This is a genomic window from Kribbella lupini (assembly GCF_039529595.1).
Classification (GTDB): domain Bacteria; phylum Actinomycetota; class Actinomycetes; order Propionibacteriales; family Kribbellaceae; genus Kribbella; species Kribbella lupini.
The window spans coordinates 97,372-116,453 of the sequence record NZ_BAAANC010000006.1; the positions used below are offsets into that span (position 1 = coordinate 97,372).

The window sequence follows — 19,082 nt, forward strand, 5'->3', positions numbered from 1 at the left end:
CGCCGGTGACGCTATCGTCGAGCCGGTGAGTGAGTTCTCGAGGGACGAAAAAAGCAAGCCCCGTGTCGCCGTCGTTTTCGGTGGCCGGTCGAGCGAGCACGCCATTTCCTGCGTCACCGCGGCCAACGTGCTGCAGGCGATCGACCGGGACAAGTACGACGTGGTCCCGGTCGGGATCACGACGTCGGGACACTGGGTGCTGGAGAGCGGCGACCCGGACCGGCTGTCGATCACCGACGGCAAGCTGCCCGAGGTCGACGTGACGGCGGCGCCGGTGCTGTTCGGCGCCGACCGCGAGCTGGTCGTCTCCGAGCCGGACCAGGTGCCGAGCACGCTCGGCGAGGTCGACGTGGTCTTCCCGCTGCTGCACGGGCCGTGGGGTGAGGACGGCACGCTGCAGGGCCTGTTGGAGATGTCGGACATCCGGTACGTCGGGTCCGGCGTGCTGTCCAGCGCGGTCGGGATGGACAAGCACTACATGAAGGTCGTCTTCGCGGCGGCCGGGCTCGAGGTCGGCCCGTACGTCGTGATCCGCGACCGGGACTGGCTGCGTGACCCCGACGCCTGCCGGGCCGCCGTGGTCGAGCTCGGGTTCCCCGTTTTCGTGAAGCCGGCCCGCGGTGGGTCGAGCCTGGGGATCAGCAAGGTGTCGTCCGTCGACGAGCTGGACGCGGCCATCGCCGAGGCGCGCGCGCACGACCCGAAGGTGATCGTCGAGGCGTCGGTGAAGAACCCGCGCGAGATCGAGGTCGGCGTCCTGGGCGGGCTGAACGGTGGGCTGCCCGAGGCGAGTGTCTGCGGTGAGATCGCGATCTCCGGTGGTGGGCACGACTTCTACGACTTCGAGACCAAGTACCTGCCCGAGGGTGAGGAGTACACGGCGCTGTCGGTGCCGGCCGAGCTCCCGGACGAGGTCGTCGCCGAGATCCGCGCGAAGGCACTGACCGCGTTCGACGCGATCGAGGCCGAGGGGCTGGCGCGGGTCGACTTCTTCCTCGACGCGGATGGTCGCGTGATCATCAACGAGATCAACACGATGCCCGGGTTCACGCCGACCAGCATGTTCCCGCGGCTGTGGGCGGCGTCGGGGCTGGACTACCCGGCGCTGGTCGATCGCCTGCTGACGCTGGCCCAGACGCGGCCTACCGGACTGCGCTGAGCTTTGCTGTCCGCGCTGCCTTGGGGCGGCGCGGACGGGCTGCGCGCTCGTGGGTTTGAGCGCCGCGGACGGGTGAGGGGTTCCGCGCTCAGCCGAGCAGGCGGGGACGCGTGACGCGTGACGGCGGCTCGGCCTGCAGTCCGGCGCTCAGCCGAGCAGGCGGGAGCGGCGGATGCGGCGTTGGGGATCGACGGTGTCGGCGATCGTCCGGGCGCGGTCCCGGATCTCCACCGGCAGGGCTTCGGGCACTGTCGCGGCCCCCTCGATCCACGAGCCTGGCGCCGTACCGGCGTCGGCGGAGGACCAGACCTTCCGTGCCCGCGCGAACCCTGCGTCGATCTCCTCGCGCGACGACCGGCCGAGCGGTGCGACGGCGTGGTAGATGAAGTCGCCCGGCGGCGTCACGACGGCTCCGGCCCGGCCGGTCGGCGCTCCGGCGACGTGCCGGATCTCCATCATCACGATCGGGCTGTCGTCGCCTGCCGCAGTGGCGAGCAGCGCCGCGGCCAGCTCCGGCGTCGACGCGTCCAGCCAGCGCGCGTCACCGATCGCCGGCGTCGCGGTGGGCGGGTCGAGATGAATCCGCGCGAGTCCGGCCGCATCGGTCGGACCCCACGTGTCGGACACGGGCGTCGCAACCGCCCGCATCGCGTCGAGCAATGGCGCGGCCGCGACCGAACCATCGGGATCGGCGATCGCCAGATGCACCGCGACCTTGCCCTGCAGCTCCTCCGGGAACAACGGCAGCGGCGGAACATGCAGTACGCCGATGCTCGAGGAGACGCTGCTGCCAAGACTCCCGATCTCGCGCGACCAGGCAGCCATCAGAGCCGGTAGCGCCTCGGCGTGCCACAGCAGCGCGCCGGCGTGCAGATCGGGAACCGATACGAGGTCGAACTCCAGCGTGTGCGCGATCCCGACCCCGCCGGCTCCGCGGGCCGCCCAGATCGCCGCGCGATCGAGCTCTTCGACGGCGTCGTCCGCGGCGACCCGATGGCGCCCGGCGCCGTCGACGTAGTGCACGGTGCGCAAGGCCGCGCTCGCGAGCCCGTGCCGCCGGACGAGCCAGCCGATGCCGCCGCCGAAGGTGTACCCGGACACGGACACGCTCGGCGCCGAACCGGCGAGCCCGAGCAGGCCGTGCGGTTCCGCGGCGGCGTTCACCGCGGCCCACGTCGTACCGGCCCCGACCGTCGCGACCCGGGCCTCCGCGTCGATGGAGATGTGGGTGAGGTTCGACGTGTCGAAGACGACCGCTCCCTCGCCGACCGGAGCGCCGGCGCCGTGACCGGTCGCCTGCGGAACGACCTCCAGCGCTGCGCCCGAGGAGCGCGCGAGGGCATCGACCGCTTCGAGGGCGGGGGCGAGGTCCTCAGGGCCGGAGATGACGGCGACCCGGGCGGGCCGCTGCTCGACGGACGAGTTGTGGGGCTGGGTCGCGGCGGCGTAACCGGCGGCGGACGGATCGAGAAGCATGCGACCAGCGTACGGGAATAAGCGGACGATTTCTTCCGCTTATGCTGGTACACCTTCTCCGATTGGACATCTCATGACTCAGCACCCCATCGCCGTCATCGGCGCCACCGGACAGCAGGGCAGCGGCGTCATCGACGCCTTGCTCGAGCAGCGGCAGGCCGTCCGCGCGCTCGTTCGTGACCCGGACTCGGCCCCCGCGCGAGCGCTCGTCGACCGCGGCGTCGAGGTCGTCGCCGCGGACCAGGAGGACACCGCCTCGCTGCAGCGCGGACTCACCGACATCGGGTCGCTGTTCTTCATGACCACCTTCGCCGGATCAGACGGACCCGAGGGCGAGGTACGCCGCGGCCTGGCCGTCGCGGAGGCCGCCGCGCGGGCCGGCGTCCCGTCCGTCGTCTACTCGTCCGTCGGCGGCGCCGAGCGTGCGACGGGCATCCCGCACTTCGAGAGCAAGTACCAGGTCGAGCAGCGGCTGCGCGACGTCGTACCGGCGAAGTTCGTCCGGCCGACGTTCTTCATGGAGAACCTGGCGCCGCAGTTCGCCGGCGACGGAAGTGGCGAGCTGGTGCTGCGGCTGCCGATCGCCGGTGACGTTCCCGTGCAGATGGTCGCCGTACGGGACATCGGAGCCGCGGCTGCGCGGATGCTGATCGACCCGCACGCGATCGATGGTGACGCGGTCGAGCTCGGCGGCGACGAGCTCACGATGACGCAGGTGGCCGAGCGGGCGGCGGCGGTGCTCGGCAGGGCGGTGCGGTACGACGCGGTGCCGCTCGACGTGCTCGGCGACGACGAGGATCTGCGGGCGATGTTCCGGTGGTTCGGGACGCTTCCGGCGTACCGGGCGGACTTCGGGCTGACGCGTCGGCTTGTTCCGGACGTGCACGACCTCGCGGCGTGGCTGTCCGAGCTCTCCGGCGTACGGGCGGGCGCCTCCGCCTAGGGCGTGTCGGGTGTGATGCCGCGGAGGAACACCGCGCGCTGCTCCGCGGCCGCTTCCGGCCAGTCCGGAACGTTCGACATCGGCTGCGCGAGCATCGCGCCGAAGCGCACGACGGTGCCCGCGGTCACGTCCGTGCGCACCGAGCCGTCGCGATGGCCGCGCTCGACGATCGCGGACATGGTCTGCCGCATCCGTGCCCGCAGTTCGGCGGACTCCGTGTCCTTGGTCATCGGTGCTCCGTGCAGCGGGAGCACGAGTTCGTCGCGGCGGCCGAAGGTTTGGTGCAGGAAGCGGCTGATCGCGTCGTGGCCGGTCTCGCCGGTCTCCAGGGCGTTCTCCGCCTCGGCCAGGATCAGGCGGTACGCCCGGACCGCCATCGCTTCCAGCAGGGCTTCGCGGTTGGGGTAGCGGCGGTAGAGCGTCCCGACGCCGACGCCGGCCTCGGCCGCGATCTGCTCCATCGGGACGAACTTGCCCTCGGCGAGCCCGGCCCGGACCGCCGCGGCGATCAGCCGCTCGGCGTTCTCGGCCGCGTCCTTGCGCAGCTTGCGCGGTCGCGGTGAGGTCACGGTCAACAGATCCTACGCGAGCCGGTGTTTGGAGCGAGGGGGCGGCGCGAAGGTGCGCAAAGGCGCGCGGGTGCGGGTGCGGGTGCGGGGGCGGGAGTGCCGGGGTGTGGCCGCGGGACCGCGCAAGCGCGTGATGGGGGTGAAGGCCGCCGATCGATGCGGGCGAAGGGCGGTGCCTATCGCCTCCCCGGCGACGCGTCTGATGGAATCGGGGGACGATCGACGACGAAGGTGGGTGCACGGGGATGCGGGTGTGTGTCGTGACGGGCGGCGGCGGGGTGCGGATCGGGAGTGGGATCTGCCGGGCGCTGGCCGGCCAGGGGCGGACCGTGGTGGTGGCGGACCAGGACCTCGAGGCGGCGGAGCTCGTGGTCGAGGAACTGCGGGCGGCCGGAGCGACCGCGGTGGCGATGCGCTTGGACGTCACCGACGCCGACTCGGTGCGCGAGGTCGTGGCGGCGACGGTTACGGCGTACGGGCAAGTCGATGCCTGGGTCAACAGTGCGGGAGTCGGGCTGCGTAAGCGGGGTGCGGAGGCGACGCCGGAGGAGTTCGACCAGCTGCACGCGATCAACTACCGCGGCGCGTGGACGTGCATCCGGGAGGTGGTGCCGGTCATGCTCGAGAACGGCGGTGGCGGCATCGTCAACATCGGCTCGGTGCACGCCGCGGGCGCCGCCGGGACCTTCACCTTGTACGCCGCGACGAAGGCCGCGCTGGCCGCGCTGACCCGGGGCATCGCGCGTGACTACGGCCGGCAGAACCTCCGCTGCAACATCGTCCACCCCGGCGCGGTCGAGGCCCGGGGCAACGAACACCTGCTCGCCGACTTCGTCGCCAGCAAGCAGATGCTGCCCACCGCGGTCGAGGCGATCGACATCGGCAACGCCGTCGCCTTCCTGCTCTCGCCGGAGGCCCGGGCCATCACCGGCGTCGAGCTCTTCGTGGACGCCGGTACGACGGCGATGCTGTTCGAGCAGTGAGGCTCAGGGAATGGTGCTGGGAACGGCCGATGCGCGGGGCAGGTCCCGCACCGAGCGCGAGGCCAGCGGGACGAGCGCGATGACGACGTACGCGATGCCGGCCGCGATCATCACCGGCTGGATGCCGACGGCCAGGCCCAGTGGTCCGAACGCCAGCTGGCCGATCGGGATCGCGACGAACGAGCCGAGCATGTCGTAGGAGTACGCGCGCGACAGCATCTCGTCCGGCACGTGCTCCTGCATCGCCAGGTCCCAGCCCAGGTTGAAGATCTGGCTGCCGATCCCCGCCACGAACGTCGCCACCATCGCCGCCACGAGCACCGGCTCGAACCCGAGCACGAGCAGCGGCACGCCCTGGAGCGCGATCGCGACCATGCCCCACCGCAGCGGCCGGCGGAACGTGAGCCGGATCAGGATCAGTGAGCAGACCAGGAAGCCGACGGCCTGGGCCGACCGGATCAGGCCCCAGCCGGCCTCGCCGATGCCGGTCTGGGTGGCGAGCACCGGGCCGAGGGTGTTGAAGGCGCCGCTGTTGATCGCGTTGAGCAGGGAGAACGAGGCGACCACGGCCCACAGCCAGGTCGTCGTACGGAAGTAGGTCCAGCCTTCGCGCAGGTCGGCGACGACGCCTTTGCTCGCCTGACCCTCGGCCGGGCGTGGGATCCGGACCCGGGTCAGGATCAGCGTGGCCAGCAGGTACGTCGTACCGTCGACCGCGAGGGCCCATCCGGGTCCGACCACGACGACCAGTACGCCGCTCACGGCGGGGCCGAGCACCATCAGAGCGTTCTCGGGGACGGCGACCACGAGGTTCGCCGCCTTGAACTGGTCGCGGGGGACGAGCTGGGGGAGCACGCCGGCGAGGGCCGGCATCCGGGCGGCGGTCGCCGTGCCGTTGATCGCGGTGAGCACCACGAGGTACCAGATCTCGGCGGTGCCGGTGATCACCAGCCCGGCGATTGCCAGCTGGCTCAGGCCGGAGACGACATTGGTCGTCTGGATCACCCGGGTCCGGCCGAACCGGTCGGCGATCACCCCGCCCAGCAGCAGGAACACGACCATCGGGATGCTGTGGGCGGCCAGCACCGTGCCGAGGGCGCCGGGCGAGTCGCTGACGTGAATCACCGCGAACGCGAGCGCGACGCCGGCCATCGTCGTACCGGCTCGGTCGACCAGGCGGGCCATCCAGTAGTAGCGGAAGTTCGCCTCGCGGAGCGGAGCGAGTGCGCCGCTCACGGTCGCGCCTTGCGGGTCATCTCGAAGATCCACGAGGAGGCGCTGACGTGGACGGTGCCCGGCGTCCTGGGGGGTTGGTTGTTGTCGTGCAACAGGGCGGAGGCCTCCATCAGCAGGGCGCGAGCGCGTTCGTGGACCTCGGGCGGGACCCACGCCTCGATGTCGCTGAAGTGGTTGCGACCGGTCCGTTTGCGCTGGGGGAGGCGCCGCTCGATCTCGCGGGCGAGCGCGCGCAGCTCGGGGATCCGGCTCTTGGTGATCGTGTGCTTGGGGCTCTTGCCGCGGTTCTCGTGCGGATAGCGGTACCGCTTGGCGACGCCGCCGCGGATGCGCTCCTCGCCGGCCTCGACGATCGAGCCGGACTCGTGCAGGAGCCGCAGGTGGTACGACGCGTTGGCGTGGGTGAGGTCGAGCTCGCGGGCGACCTCGGCAGCGCTCATCGCCGATCCGGTGAGCAGCGAGAGGATGCGCAGCCGGACCGGATGCGCCACGGCCCGGAGGTCCTTGATGTCTTCGTCGGTCATGCACCACTCCCCAACAGTTCTTGGGGGGAACGATGCCTGACCGGTGGGTGGACTGTCAAAGAGTTATTGGGGAGTGCCCAGCGCGGCGAGCTTCTGGTTGAGGTAGCGCTGCTGCGGGAGGCTCGTGGCCAGTTCGGCCGCGCGCTCGTAGGCGGTGCGGGCGCCGGCGGGATCGTTGGACATCTCCAGCAGGTGACCGCGTACGGCGTACAGGCGATGGTCGCTGGTCAGGCGCGGATCGGTGTCGATGGTCGCGAGCAGCTCGAGGCCGGCGGTGGGGGATTGCGCCATGGCGACGGCGACGACGTGGTTCAGGGCGGTCATCGGGTTGTCGGTGAGCTGCAGCAGTACGCCGTACAGGGCAGCGATCTGCGGCCAGTCCGTCTCGGCGGCGGTCGGCGCCTCGTCGTGGACGGCGGCGATGGCGGCCTGCAGCTGGTACGGGCCGAGCGGGCCGCGGGGGAGTGCGGCGGTGATCAGCGCGATGCCTTCGTCGATCGCCGGGCGGATCCAGAGCGTGCGGTCCTGCTCGTCCATCGGGATCAGCTCGCCGGACGGGCCGGTGCGTGCCGGGCGGCGGGCGTCGGTGAGTAGCATCAGGGCGAGCAGGCCGATGACCTCGGGGTCGTCGGGGAGCAGGTCGTGGAGCATCCGGGCGAGGCGGATCGCTTCGGCGGTGAGCTCGACGCGGTGCAGGTCCGGGCCGCTGGTGGTCGCGTAGCCCTCGGTGAAGATCAGGTAGACGACCTTCAGTACGGCGCTGAGGCGGTCGGCGTGGTCGGGCGGCAGCGAGAAGCGCGCGCCGCTCGCCTTGACCGCCTGCTTGGCGCGGGTGATCCGGCGCGTCATCGTCGCTTCCGTGGTGAGGAACCCGCGGGCGATCTCGGTGGTGGTGAGACCGCCGACCGCGCGCAGCGTCAACGCGATCTGCGACGACGGCGACAGCGACGGGTGGCAGCAGAGGAACAGCAGGATGAGCGTGTCGTCGGAATCGGTCACCGGCTCTTGAGGCACGGTCGTCCACTGCTGCTCCCGTCGGTGCCGCGCCTGCTCGGCCCGGAGGAGATCGGTGAGCCGCCGCGAGGCGACGGTGACCAACCAGCCGCGCGGGTTGTCAGGCAGCCCTTCGTCGGGCCACTGCTTCGTGGCGGCGAGCAGGGCCTCCTGGACGGCGTCCTCCGCGGTGTCGAAGTGCCCGTACCGGCGTACGAGCGCACCGAGGACCCGCGGCGCGAGCTCACGCAGCAGGTCCTCGATCGGCTCGGCGGCCGCCCGTGCTTCGTCGAGCGGCTCGGCGGATGCCGGCCGGTCGTCGGGCGGGAGGCCGCCGGGGCGGTGGTTCATCAGGTGAGCATGTCGTCGCGTCCCTCGACGACCGGGCGGATGTCGGCGTACGCGGTGGCGCGGACGAACTCCGGCGCCGGCGTGTCACCCAGCCGCGCCGCGATCTCGACCGCGCGGTCGAACGAGTCGCACTCGACGATCCAGTACCCGGCGAGCACCTCCTGCGTCTCGGCGTACGGCCCGTCGGTGACGACCGACTCGCCGTCCTTCGACCCGATCCGCCGCGTCAGCACCGGCGCGGCGAGCGCGCGGGTCTCCACCAGCTCCCCGGACTCGGCCAGGTCGGCGTTGAACTTCTCCATGAACGCCCCCATCGCCGCGAAGTCCGCCTCGGTCCACGCCGGCTTCCCGGTGTCCTTCCCCGCCATCCCGTCGTAGTCCTCCTGCGACGCGTAGCTCAGGATCATGTACTTCATGCTCGTCTCCTCGGTCCGCGAGTGACACCACTGTGGAGCCTCTCACCCAGTAGGTCGACGCCCCCACGCAAAACCGGACACGGCCGGTGGAGGAAATCCGAGCTTCCGCTTCCATCCGCCCACCAACCGTTCCGGCAAGCGCTGTGTCGCCGGCCTGAGGCTGGAACGCCCTCAACGCCAACGCCGTTGAACACTGACGAGGATGCTCATCGCCTGCGCTCAGCTTGGGGGGGACCGTTGCACACGCCGACTCCGGAGGAGATTGCGGTGGCGTTCGATCTGGGGACTCCGATCGGCGGGCTCGTGCATGTCAGGCGGGGTGACACCGATGCCTGGCGGCTTGAGACCACGACGGGACGGTATTTCGTCAAGGGGTACTTTCCGACGACGGGTGGTCAGTTCAACGGGGAGCACCTGGTCGACCAACTGGCGGTTGCGATGGAGTTCGAGCGCCGGGCACTCGAGGCGGGGGTGGACGTGCCGGGGCCGGTGATGCCGGTCGATCCGGTTCTGGGGTGGGTGGCCCGCATCGGGGGCCGGCTGTTCAGGGTGCACCGATGGGTCGGGGACGGGACGGCGCCCGACGGGGACATCTCGGTGTGGCTCGGCCGGACGATGGTGCAGGTCCATCGACTGCAGCCACTTGGTCAGGTCGGGTTGCCTGGGTGGTGGCGGCAAGCGGTCCAGTCTCCCGCGACGTGGGAGAGCTGGTTCGCGCAGGCTCGTGAGCGCGAGGCCTCGTGGGCGGGCTTGTACGGCGACAGCCTCCCGCACATCCTCGCGATCACCGAACGGATCGCGACGTTGTGCGATGTCGCGCCGGATGTCGTGACGACCCACGGCGACTTCAAGCCCCACAACCTCGTCGTGTCTGCCTCGGGGCCGGTCCTGGTGGACTGGGACAGCGTCCGGAACGACAGCGCTGCGCTCGAGGCGGGTCGGGTCGCGTACATCTTCGGGGGCGGAGAGCCCGAGCGGGTCCGGAGAATTCTCAGCACGTACGTCGCGGCCGGCGGCGATCTTGGGTGGGCCGGCCCGGATCTCTATCTGAGCGTGGCGAGAAATCAGGTCCAGGTTCTGGGCGAGCGGATCCGTGTCTCGCTGGGGGAGGCCGCCGCGGCCCGCTGGATGGGAGACCGGGCGGCGATTGATACCGCTGTGGGCGACACGCTGCGAGGTCTCCCCGGAAAGCTCGACGAACTCCGCCACCTGGCGACGATGACCGGCAAGCTCCGCGAGGGGTAACCAGCTTGAAGGCCCGCGGTTCGAGGCCGGTCTGAGCGAGCCGTGCGTGCCGGACCGGACGTGCAGCACTCACCAAGTGGTGCTGGCGGGCATGGGCGACGCTCAGCCAGGCGTGGGTAGAGGGCGTCCGCCGGGTTTGGTGAGTGGTGGAGGTCCGCCGGCCGACGTGCACCACCGTCCAAGCGGCGCTTGCTGAGGGCGGTTGCGCTTGACGAGGCGTGAGTGCGGTGTCGACCGCGGGGTTGGACGGTGGTGGGCGTCGCTGAACGCCACGCAAGGCCACCGTCAGGGGAGGACGCCGGGGGCCGGTGCCGGTGCCGGTGCCGGGGCCCGGAGCGCGGGTCGCGGCGGCGGTCGCGGTCGCGGGTCAGCTGGGGCCGGCGGACGTGCAGCACTCAGCAAGCGGGCTTGGGCGGCGATGGCCGCGCTCGACGAGGTTCGGGGTGGAGGGTAGCCGCGGGGTTGGTGAGTGGTGGAGGTCCGCCGGGCCGACGTGCACCACTGATCAAGTGGCGTTGGGCGGCGGCGGTTGCGCTTGGTCAGGCGGGGATGGTGAGCGGGCGCGGGGGTTGGTCAGTGGGGGGCGACGGCGTGCGCGTGGGGGCGCGTCGCTGGGGAGACACAGAGCAAGTCCCGGAAGCTGGCGCGACAAGTCCCGGAAGCTGGCGCGACAAGTCCCGGAAGCTGGCGCGCGGCTGGGGGCGATAGTTCCGCTCTTGGATGCAGGACAAGCCACGGAGGCTGGCGGTGCGGCTGGGTGCGGAAGTTCCGCTTAGGTGCAGGGGGTGATGAGGGGGTTGTGGGCTTTTACGGCGTCGGAGACGTCGGTCAGGGCGTTGGCTTCGGGGGTGTAGGTCTTGGGGACCGCGATCTCCAGGTAGAGCTTGCGGCCGATGGTGGTGAAGATGACGCCGTTGGCGGCTTCCTTGGCGTACCAGCCGACGCCGTTGACCTCGAAGCACTGGGACTGGGCCTGCGCCATGCCCGCGGGTGGGGAGACGCCGCAGGTGACCTCGATGGGTGGGTCGCCGTAGGCCTTGGTGAGGGGGCTGGGCGGATCGGTGTCGCGGTGGTCGGCGTCAAGGATCTTCTGGGGGAACGCCTTGACGAGGGTGGTGCAGGCGTCCACTACCTCGGGGGCCGGCTGCGGTACGGCGATGGGGACCGGGTCGGAGCCGCAGGCCGTGAGGACAGCCAGCAGCGCGACCGCCGTTACCGTCCGAAGACTGGTACGGGGGCCGCGCGCGAGGTCGGACCGGTTGATGGTCAGATGTGGACGACGGGGCAGGTCAGCGTGCGGGTGATGCCGGGGACGTTCTGGACCCGGGCAACCACCAGTTTGCCCAGTTCGTCGACGTTGCGGGCTTCGGCGCGGACGATCACGTCGTACGGGCCGGTGACGTCCTCGGCCAGGGTGACGCCCTGGACCTCGGCGATCTGTGCTGCGACGTCGGCGGCCTTGCCGACCTCGGTCTGGATCAGGATGTAGGCCTGGACCACCACGTCGTTCTCCACTCAGTCGTCCTCAGCGGGCACCGGCCACAGTACTGCAGAGCGGCCGGGCGTACTCGTCGTTGCCTGGTCACCGTACCGCCTAGACTCCAGTCGGCGATATGGGAGGTCTACTGACGTGACAGAGACGTTGGGCACTACCGGGGAGTTCGGGCTGATCGCGGCCGTCACCCGGGGGTTGTCCACCAGTGAGGACGTCCTGGTCGGTCCGGGGGACGACGCGGCCGTGGTGGCGGTGCCGGACGGGCGGATGGTGATCACCACCGACCTGCTCGTCGAGGGCCGGCACTTCCGGCAGGACTGGTCGTCGGCGTACGACGTGGGCCGCAAGGCCGCCGCGCAGAACCTGGCCGACGTGGTCGCGATGGGCGCCCGCCCGACGGCGCTCGTGGTCGGCTTCGGCGGGCCCGCGGACCTGCCGACGGCGTGGGCGGTCGAGCTCAACCAGGGACTGGCCGACGAGGCCGAGCTGGTCGGCGCGAGCATCGTCGGCGGCGACACCGTGCAGTCGGAGAAGGTCATCGTGTCGGTGACGGCGTTCGGCTCGCTCGACGGACGGCGGCCCGTACTGCGGTCCGGTGCACGCCCGGGTGACGAGCTCGCCTTCGCAGGCCGGCTCGGCTGGGCCGAGGCCGGGTACGCCGTGCTGACGCGTGGCTTCCGCTCGCCGCGCACCGTCGTCGACGCGCATCGCCGTCCACAACCCCCGTACGCCGAAGGGCCGCGCGCAGCGCTCGCCGGGGCCTCGTCGATGTGCGACGTGAGCGACGGGCTGATCGCCGACCTGCGGCACATCGCCGAGGCGAGCGGGGTGGTGATCGACGTCCGGACCCCGGCGCTGGCCATCGCCGAGCCGCTCCAGTCGGTGGCTGCGGCGACCGGGCTCGACGCGTTGACGTTCGTGCTGACCGGGGGTGAGGACCACGCGCTGGTCGGCACCTTCGAGCCGGCCGACGTCCCGGACGGCTGGATCGTCATCGGCACGGTTGCTGAGGGCAACGACAATCGCCCGGCCGGGACGGTCACCGTGGACGGCGAGCTGTTCGAGTCTCCGGCCGGTCACGCCCACTTCACCAGCTGACCGGACGAGGGCGCGATGATCGAACCAGCCGGCCCGGCGACCAGCCGGACCATGCCCGGCACGAACGAACGAACCGACCGAGGAGCTGCAGCACGATGACGTCCGCCCCGCCCAGAGTGCTCACCGTCGCCGGGTCCGACTCCGGGGGTGGCGCCGGGATCCAGGCCGATCTGAAGGCGATGCTGGCCAACGGCGTGCACGGGATGAGCGTGCTCACGGCGATCACCGCGCAGAACAGCCTGGGTGTCCAGGGTGCGTGGGAGCTGCCGGCCGAGCAGGTGGAGGCGCAGTTCCGCAGCGTGGTTGACGACATCGGCGTGGACGCGGTGAAGACCGGCATGCTCGCGTCGGCCGACATGGTCCGGGTCGTCGCGGCGCTGCTGCGCACCCTGCCGCCGGAGGTGCCTGTCGTGGTCGACCCGGTCGCGGTGTCGAAGCACGGGGACGCGCTGCTCGGTGCCGAGGCGATGGAGGCAGTCCGCTCCGAGGTGGTCCCGCTGGCGACTGTGCTCACGCCCAACCTCACCGAGCTCGGTCCGGTCGCCGGTGTGGAGCTGCGGACTCTCGACGACCGGGAGTTGGCCGCCAAGGTCCTGCTGGACGCCGGTGCGTCCTGGGTACTGGTCAAGGGCGGTCACGACGACGGCGACCTGGCTGTCGACGTACTGCACGGGCCTGACTTCCGGCAGGAGTTCAGTGCGCCGCGGGCGGACAACCGGCACACCCACGGGACCGGCTGCACCCTGGCCAGCACCATCGCGTCGTACCTGGCGCGCGGGTACGACGTACCGTCGGCAGTGGGGGCGGCGAAGGAGTACATCAGCGGTGCGGTCGCCCACGGGTTCGCCCTGGGTGGTGGGATCGGACCGGTGGATCACGCATGGCAGTTCAGAGGGAGTGGTCAGTGAGCAAGCAGCAGCCGCCGGTCGACGGGCTGTGTGAGCAGTGCGGCTTCAACTACGGCACCGGTGACCTGCAGGGCACGGTGACGTTGCTGGTCCGCCAGGCGGCCGAGTCGGCGATGGCGCTGACCAAGGCGGCTGCCGGGCCGGACCCGGACGTCGTCCGGCTGCGGCCCGAGCCGGAGGTCTGGTCCGCGATCGAGTACGCGTGCCACATCCGCGACGTGCTCGAGGTTCAGCGGCTGCGGATCGCACAGTGCCTGGCCGAGGACCGGCCGGTGTACGCGCCGATGGATCGGACCGGCCGGGTCAAGCAGGAGAAGTACGAGTTCCAGAACCCGATCGAGGTCGGGGCGGCGGTGATGAAGTTCGCGCGCGAGTTCGGCGCGGCCGCGCGGGTGCTGACGCCGCCGGAGCTCGCCCGGCTCGGGCTCTACAACTACCCGGTCCGCGCGCCGCGGTCGCTGAGCTGGATCGTCCGGCACACCGCGCACGAGATCCAGCACCACCGGCACGACATCATCGAGATCCTCGCGAAGGTCGAACCGCCGATCGTTCCGGCCCCCAAGCCGGTCGTCGAGGAGGAGACCACGGCCGAAGGCGACGCGACGGACGAGACGGCAACCGGCGACACGGCAATCGGCGACACGGCGACCGACGACGACACGGCGACCGACGACGACACGGCACCCGGCGGCGAGCTCGCCGCGACAGTTGCCGAGGACAACGAACACTAACCGCGGCCGGCCTCCCACGCGGTCAGCGAGGCCTCGCTCGTCAGGTGGTCCAGGCCCAGCGCACCCGCTCCGCGCAGTACGCCGTCGGTCGGGTGGGCGGCGTCGAGGATCGGCGGGGGAGCGGTACGGCGGAAGGTCATCAAGTTGTCCTCGTACGCCGCTGCGAAGGCCGCCGGGGCCGCGGCGCGCAGGGGAACAGCCAGGCCGCCGAGCGTGATAACCGAAGGATCGTGGGCGTTGACCAGCCCGGCAAGCCCGGCGCCGAGTGCTTCGGCGACCCGTTCAACAGCTCGCTGGACACGGGAGGACCGCGCTCCCCGCAGCAGTTCGTCGGCGTAGACATAGGGATCGTCCGGCAGCGGCTCATCCAGGTGCCGGGCCAGCGCCCGCCCGTCGATCTCCAGGTCCCAGCAGCCGCGCGCACCGCACGGGCAGCGCACACTCCGGTCGCCGTACGGCGTGTGGCCGTACTCCCCGGCCGTGCCACTCGCCCCACCGACCGGTACGCCGTCCAGCAGCAGCGTCCCGCCGATGCCGACCTCGACGATCAGGTGCAGCGCCGTACCGGCTCCAGCGGCCGCGCCGGTCCGCGCCTCAGCGACTCCGGCGAGCGTGGCGTCGTTACCCGCGAGCAGGTACAGCCCGGTGCCCTCGACGACCGGTGAGAGATCCACGTCGTTCCAGGACAACGTCGACGCCTGCAGCAACTCCAGTCCGCGCACAGTGCCAGGTACGGCGAGTGTGACGGCCTGCAGGCGGTCGCCGTACTGCTCAGCCGCGCTGACGACCACCTCGCGCAGTGCGGCGAGGACGCTCGCCGGACCATCACGCCGGTGCCTGCGTGCGGGCAACTGATCGAGCGAGCCGTCCAGCGCGACCACACCGCTGCGCCAACCGCCCTGCCGGAGCTCCAGCGCCAGCACGACCGGTCCGAGCGGGTGTGCGGCCAGCACGGTGGTCGGCCGGCCCCGGCCCTGGATCGGTGCAGGGGACTCGCTCAGCAGTTGCAGGTCGCGCAGGCGAGCGGTGACCTCGGTGGCCGAGCCCGTGCTGAGCTGCAGCGCCCGCGCCACGGCCGCGCGGGTGATGCCCGGCTGCCGGCTCAGCAGGCCGAGCACCTCGGACGCGGTCTGCCACCGTCCTCTTCTGTTCACCATCAGCTCCAGGTTATCCTCGGAGAACGAGCTTAATGGAGGCGGTTGTGAATCCACGGGACATCCACGCGGTCCTGTTCGACATGGACGGCACCCTGGTCGACTCCGACGCCGCCGTCGAGCGCGCCTGGACGACCTGGGCGGGCGAGTACGGCGTCGACGCCGCGGCGGTGCTCGCCGTCGCGCACGGCAGCCCGGCCGAGTCCGTGGTCGCGCGGATCCTGCCCGGTCTCGACCCGACGATCCGCGCGATCGCCGCCGGCCGCCAGCACGAGCTGCAGTACGACGACCTCTCGGACGTCGTACCGACTGCCGGCGCGCACGAGCTGCTCGACCTGCTGGAGCAGCGTGGCCTGCCCTGGGCCGTCGTCACCAGTGCGGACCAGCGGCTCGCCACGGCCCGCCTCGGAGCGACCGGGATCGAGCCGAAGGTGCTGGTCACCATCGAGGACATCGCGCACGGCAAGCCCCACCCCGAGGGATATCTGCGCGGCGCCGAACTGCTCGGCGTACCGACAGCGCAGTGCCTGGTCGTCGAGGACGCCGAGGTCGGTCTGCAAGCAGGGAAGGCGGCCGGTGCCTACACGGCTGCGCTCAAGGGGCTCGACGGGGACCTGAAGCTCGCCGACCTGGGCCAGTTGGCGGCGTTCCTGGCTCAGCCCTGATGGCCGGGCGCGTCGAGCTGCGGATCGGCCTGGCCCTGGCCGCGCTGGGCTTCCTGCTGGCCGGACTCGGTGCCTCGATCGCCGTGCTGGCCCGGGACCTAGACAAGTCCACCGACCAGCTGGCGATCCTGTCGTCCGCGTTCGCCGTCGGCCTGCTGATCGTCGCGGTCACCGGCCCGTACCTGCTTCGCACCCTCCACATCGGGACGGTCCTCCGAGCAGGCTCCCTGATCTGCGCAGTGGGCGCCGCGGCTCTCGCACTCGCCGGCGGCTTCGCTCTGGCGGTTGCGGGCGGTCTGCTGATCGGCCTTGGTGGCGCGCTGCTCGTCCTCGTCGCGCCACTGCTCCTGCACGGGCCGACGGCGGCCGCCCGCCTCACGCGAGTCAACGCCGTCTCCAGCGCCACGGGCATCCTTGCCCCGCTGGCGATCGGTGGCGTCGATGCGCTCGGCACGACCGGCCGGATCGCACTGTTGGCCGCCGTACCACCCCTGCTCGTGCTGGCCGCGCTGTCTGGCCCTGGTGAGGCGCCGGGCCAGCAGGAGGCCGAGGGCGCTCCCAAGGCTCACGTGCTCAAGGGTTGGCTGCGCGTCGTACTGGCTGTTGCCGTGGAGTTCTGCTTCGTCGTCTGGGCTGTGGCGCGGCTGGCAGCGACCGGCGTACCGATGTCGACCGCAGCGCTGCTCGGCAGCGCCTTTCCGATCGGCATGGCTGTCGGGCGAGCCATCGGCCCGTTGCACTGGCGCGGCTGGTCGCCACTGATCCCGGCCCTGCTGCTGGCGACTACAGGCACGCTGCTGGTCTGCCTGTTCAACCAGCCGGCCGCCGTGACCACCGGGCTAGCTCTGGCAGGCCTGGGCGTGGCACCGCTCTATCCGCTCACCATCGCCGCGCTGGTCGCCATCCCGGGCATCAACCCGGCCCGGCTGGCAGCACTCGGCGCACTGGCCTCCGGTACGGCGATCCTGCTGGCCCCGACCTTCCTGGCCGCGCTGGCCGGCTGGCTGGACCTCCGCACCGCCTTCCTGATCCCGCTGCCGCTACTGGCCCTGCTCTGGGCCGTCAGTCGCGATCGGCAGCCCGTACCCGTGAAGGAGCCCGCGTAGCACCGGTACGCCGCTGGACAGGTGGAACACCTCGGCGTGCAGCCCGGCCTCCCGCGCGCCGTCGACGTTGCGCGCGTTGTCGTCGATGAACAGCACCGACGTCGGCGCCTGGTCGATCGCGGTCAGGATCGTCTTGAAGTACGCCGGTTCGGGCTTGGCCACCCCGAGGTCGCACGAGTAGAACGACCGGTCGAACCACTGCCCGTAGTTGCGCCGGTCGTTCATGATCTCGCGCCGGTACGCCTGCTGGTTGGTCGCCAGATGGCACGGTACGCCGGCCGCCCGCAGCTCCTGCACGACGTCGATCGCCTCCGGTACGGCGGCGAACTGCTCCCACAGCGACAGCACCTCCGCGAGCGGCGTCGTCACTTCCCACCGGGCCAGTACGTCGGCCACCGCGTCCCGGAAGTCACCCTTGCCGGCCAGCGACGGACCCTCCGAGGTCATCAGGTCGAGCACGAACTCGTCGGCCGACTGATCGGGGCGCAGGAAGGTCGCGAGGGTCGCCTGCCAGTCGACGGTCGGCTCCTGGATCACGCCGTCGGCGTCGAACAGCACAGCTTCGATGGTCATACCGCCATCCAAGCAGGTGGGTGTCCGCCGCCCGGACGGACCGTTTGGCCGATTCAGGCGGAGGGGAGCCTGAACCCTTGACCGGTTCAGTTGGTATGCGCTTACCTTGAGGCCGTCTGAACACTTGTCAACAACTTCTGGCGAGATCGAACACAGAGAGCCCGGTGAGGCGCATGACTCTGACCAGACGGAAGTTCCTGGCCCTGACCGCGGGTGGCGCAGCCGCCGCGACGGGCCTCACCGGGTGCGGCTCGCGAAGTTCGCTCGGCGCCGCCGACGAGCTGAGCCTGTGGGCCTGGACCGGGTCGGTGAACGACGACCTGATCGCCCAGGCGTCCAAGGGGATCCCCGGTGCCCCCGGCAAGAAGGTCGCGCTGACCCGGATCGGCGGCGACTACAAGACCAAGCTGCTGACCTCACTGGCCGGCAAGTCGATGGTCCCCGACATCGTCGGCCTGAACGACGACGTCGCCACCTACTTTCCGAACGCCGACCAGTTCCTCGACCTGCACGAGCTGGGCGCGGACCAGGTCAAGGGCGACTTCCTGGAGTGGAAGTGGAAGCTGGGCATCACGCCGGACAACCGGATGATGGCCTTCCCGATGGACACCGGCCCGACGGCGCTGTTCTACCGCCGCGACATCTTCGCCAAGGCCGGCCTGCCGACCGAGCCCGGTGACGTCGCGGCCGCCGCCCCCGACTGGAGCAGCTACATCGAGCTCGGCAAGAAGCTGAAGCAGGCGGTACCGGGCGCGGCCATCACCGACAACATCACGTCGATTTACGCCTACGCGCTGGCCCAGCTGCCGAAGCGCTACATGACCGTCGACGGCCAGTACATCGGGAACGGCGACCACATCCGCCAGGCCTGGGACCTGTCGGTGCGGGTGGTCAAGGAGGGGCTGTCGGCCAACGCACAGAGCGGCAGCACCGACGCCAACGCCGTCATCACCAACGGCCGGCTGGCCGCCTTCGTCGGCGCGGTCTGGTGGGCCCAGCTCGGCCCGAAGAACGCGGCGCCGGAGAGCAAGGGCAACTGGCGGGTGACCCCGGCGCCTGGTGGACCGGGCAACCGCGGCGGTTCGTTCCTCGCGATCACCAAGTACTGCAAGGACCCCGAGGCCGCGTTCAAGTTCATCACCTGGCTCGAGTCGGCCCAGAACCAGGCCCAGTCGTTCCTCGACCCGGTGCTGTTCCCGTCCACGCCGGCCAGCTACGCCGATCCCAAGATGACCGGCGCGGACCCGTTCTTCGGCGGTCAGCGGATCGTCGACGTGTTCGCCGAGTCGGCCAAGAAGTACCCGGGCACCTACTTCAGCCCGTACGACTCGATCATCAACAAGCCGATCACCGCCGAGCTGGTCAACGTCGAGATCGGCGCCAAGTCCTCCGACCAGGCCTGGAACGACGCCCAGCACCTGGTCGACCGCGAACTGACCCGGGTGGGGGCGATCTGA

The 19,082-nt window shown here is 71.0% G+C and carries 20 protein-coding genes; 10 read left to right on the forward strand and 10 right to left on the reverse strand.

Annotation, left to right across the window (positions count from 1 at the left end; translation table 11 throughout):
* Positions 1 to 25 precede the first annotated feature (25 nt).
* Positions 26 to 1,159, forward strand: a complete 1,134-nt coding sequence (locus tag ABD235_RS38960; protein WP_344183591.1) for a D-alanine--D-alanine ligase family protein — start codon at positions 26 to 28, stop codon at positions 1,157 to 1,159.
* A gap of 147 nt (positions 1,160 to 1,306) precedes the next feature.
* Here the strand turns inward: ABD235_RS38960 and ABD235_RS38965 are convergent, their stop codons facing one another.
* The gene (locus ABD235_RS38965) at positions 1,307 to 2,635 is read right to left on the reverse strand and encodes an FAD-binding oxidoreductase (RefSeq protein WP_344183593.1); all 1,329 of its coding nucleotides are present in this window, start codon (positions 2,633 to 2,635) and stop codon (positions 1,307 to 1,309) included.
* A gap of 73 nt (positions 2,636 to 2,708) precedes the next feature.
* On the opposite strand from ABD235_RS38965, the gene ABD235_RS38970 reads away from it, so the two are divergent.
* The gene (locus ABD235_RS38970; RefSeq protein ID WP_344183595.1) at positions 2,709 to 3,578 is read left to right on the forward strand and encodes an NmrA/HSCARG family protein; all 870 of its coding nucleotides are present in this window, start codon (positions 2,709 to 2,711) and stop codon (positions 3,576 to 3,578) included.
* On the opposite strand, the gene ABD235_RS38975 is transcribed toward ABD235_RS38970, so the two are convergent.
* Positions 3,575 to 4,147, reverse strand: a complete 573-nt coding sequence (locus ABD235_RS38975; protein ID WP_344183597.1) for a TetR/AcrR family transcriptional regulator — start codon at positions 4,145 to 4,147, stop codon at positions 3,575 to 3,577. The genes ABD235_RS38970 and ABD235_RS38975 overlap by 4 nt on opposite strands.
* Positions 4,148 to 4,392: 245 nt before the next feature.
* On the opposite strand from ABD235_RS38975, the gene ABD235_RS38980 reads away from it, so the two are divergent.
* The gene (locus tag ABD235_RS38980; protein WP_344183599.1) at positions 4,393 to 5,130 is read left to right on the forward strand and encodes an SDR family NAD(P)-dependent oxidoreductase; all 738 of its coding nucleotides are present in this window, start codon (positions 4,393 to 4,395) and stop codon (positions 5,128 to 5,130) included.
* A gap of 3 nt (positions 5,131 to 5,133) precedes the next feature.
* Here ABD235_RS38980 and ABD235_RS38985 read toward each other — a convergent pair whose 3' ends face one another.
* The 4 genes from ABD235_RS38985 to ABD235_RS39000 form a co-directional block, all read right to left on the reverse strand.
* Entirely contained in the window at positions 5,134 to 6,366 is a 1,233-nt protein-coding gene (locus tag ABD235_RS38985) for an MFS transporter (protein ID WP_344183600.1), read from the reverse strand.
* Positions 6,363 to 6,890, reverse strand: coding sequence for an ArsR/SmtB family transcription factor (locus ABD235_RS38990; RefSeq protein WP_344183601.1), 528 nt, complete (start codon positions 6,888 to 6,890; stop codon positions 6,363 to 6,365). Before ABD235_RS38990 ends, ABD235_RS38985 begins: the two co-directional genes overlap by 4 nt.
* A 63-nt stretch (positions 6,891 to 6,953) precedes the next feature.
* Positions 6,954 to 8,234 carry an RNA polymerase sigma factor gene (locus ABD235_RS38995; protein WP_344183603.1) on the reverse strand — a complete coding sequence of 427 codons (1,281 nt, stop codon included), beginning with the start codon at positions 8,232 to 8,234 and terminating at the stop codon, positions 6,954 to 6,956.
* Entirely contained in the window at positions 8,234 to 8,650 is a 417-nt protein-coding gene (locus ABD235_RS39000; protein WP_344183605.1) for a YciI family protein, read from the reverse strand. The genes ABD235_RS38995 and ABD235_RS39000 overlap by 1 nt, the downstream gene beginning before the upstream one ends.
* 267 nt (positions 8,651 to 8,917) lie before the next feature.
* On the opposite strand from ABD235_RS39000, the gene ABD235_RS39005 reads away from it, so the two are divergent.
* On the forward strand, positions 8,918 to 9,895 hold the full coding sequence (locus ABD235_RS39005) for an aminoglycoside phosphotransferase family protein (RefSeq protein WP_344183607.1): 978 nt from the start codon (positions 8,918 to 8,920) through the stop codon (positions 9,893 to 9,895).
* A gap of 772 nt (positions 9,896 to 10,667) precedes the next feature.
* On the opposite strand, the gene ABD235_RS39010 is transcribed toward ABD235_RS39005, so the two are convergent.
* Both ABD235_RS39010 and ABD235_RS39015 read right to left on the reverse strand, forming a co-directional pair.
* Positions 10,668 to 11,183: a DUF3515 domain-containing protein gene (locus ABD235_RS39010; RefSeq protein WP_344183865.1), complete on the reverse strand. Its 516-nt coding sequence runs from the start codon at positions 11,181 to 11,183 to the stop codon at positions 10,668 to 10,670.
* A complete protein-coding gene (locus tag ABD235_RS39015) occupies positions 11,162 to 11,398 on the reverse strand; it encodes an Lrp/AsnC family transcriptional regulator (protein WP_184806149.1) in 237 nt (78 codons plus the stop codon). The genes ABD235_RS39010 and ABD235_RS39015 overlap by 22 nt, the downstream gene beginning before the upstream one ends.
* A 127-nt stretch (positions 11,399 to 11,525) precedes the next feature.
* Between ABD235_RS39015 and ABD235_RS39020 the strand changes: the two genes are divergently transcribed.
* The 3 genes from ABD235_RS39020 to ABD235_RS39030 all read left to right on the forward strand — a co-directional run bounded on the left by ABD235_RS39020 (position 11,526) and on the right by ABD235_RS39030 (position 14,127).
* Entirely contained in the window at positions 11,526 to 12,488 is a 963-nt protein-coding gene (locus ABD235_RS39020) for a thiamine-phosphate kinase (protein ID WP_344183609.1), read from the forward strand.
* A 95-nt stretch (positions 12,489 to 12,583) separates the two neighbouring features.
* Positions 12,584 to 13,396, forward strand: coding sequence for a bifunctional hydroxymethylpyrimidine kinase/phosphomethylpyrimidine kinase (gene thiD / locus ABD235_RS39025; protein ID WP_344183611.1), 813 nt, complete (start codon positions 12,584 to 12,586; stop codon positions 13,394 to 13,396).
* On the forward strand, positions 13,393 to 14,127 hold the full coding sequence (locus ABD235_RS39030; protein ID WP_344183612.1) for a DinB family protein: 735 nt from the start codon (positions 13,393 to 13,395) through the stop codon (positions 14,125 to 14,127). The genes thiD and ABD235_RS39030 overlap by 4 nt, the downstream gene beginning before the upstream one ends.
* Here ABD235_RS39030 and ABD235_RS39035 read toward each other — a convergent pair.
* A complete protein-coding gene (locus ABD235_RS39035; protein ID WP_344183614.1) occupies positions 14,124 to 15,284 on the reverse strand; it encodes an ROK family transcriptional regulator in 1,161 nt (386 codons plus the stop codon). The genes ABD235_RS39030 and ABD235_RS39035 overlap by 4 nt on opposite strands.
* Positions 15,285 to 15,328: 44 nt before the next feature.
* Between ABD235_RS39035 and ABD235_RS39040 the strand changes: the two genes are divergently transcribed.
* The gene (locus ABD235_RS39040) at positions 15,329 to 15,946 is read left to right on the forward strand and encodes an HAD-IA family hydrolase (RefSeq protein WP_344183616.1); all 618 of its coding nucleotides are present in this window, start codon (positions 15,329 to 15,331) and stop codon (positions 15,944 to 15,946) included.
* Positions 15,946 to 17,052, forward strand: coding sequence for an MFS transporter (locus tag ABD235_RS39045; RefSeq protein WP_344183619.1), 1,107 nt, complete (start codon positions 15,946 to 15,948; stop codon positions 17,050 to 17,052). Before ABD235_RS39040 ends, ABD235_RS39045 begins: the two co-directional genes overlap by 1 nt.
* Here ABD235_RS39045 and ABD235_RS39050 read toward each other — a convergent pair.
* Entirely contained in the window at positions 16,987 to 17,625 is a 639-nt protein-coding gene (locus ABD235_RS39050; RefSeq protein ID WP_344183622.1) for an HAD family hydrolase, read from the reverse strand. The genes ABD235_RS39045 and ABD235_RS39050 overlap by 66 nt on opposite strands.
* 173 nt (positions 17,626 to 17,798) lie before the next feature.
* Between ABD235_RS39050 and ABD235_RS39055 the strand changes: the two genes are divergently transcribed.
* On the forward strand, positions 17,799 to 19,082 hold the full coding sequence (locus tag ABD235_RS39055) for an ABC transporter substrate-binding protein (protein ID WP_344183624.1): 1,284 nt from the start codon (positions 17,799 to 17,801) through the stop codon (positions 19,080 to 19,082).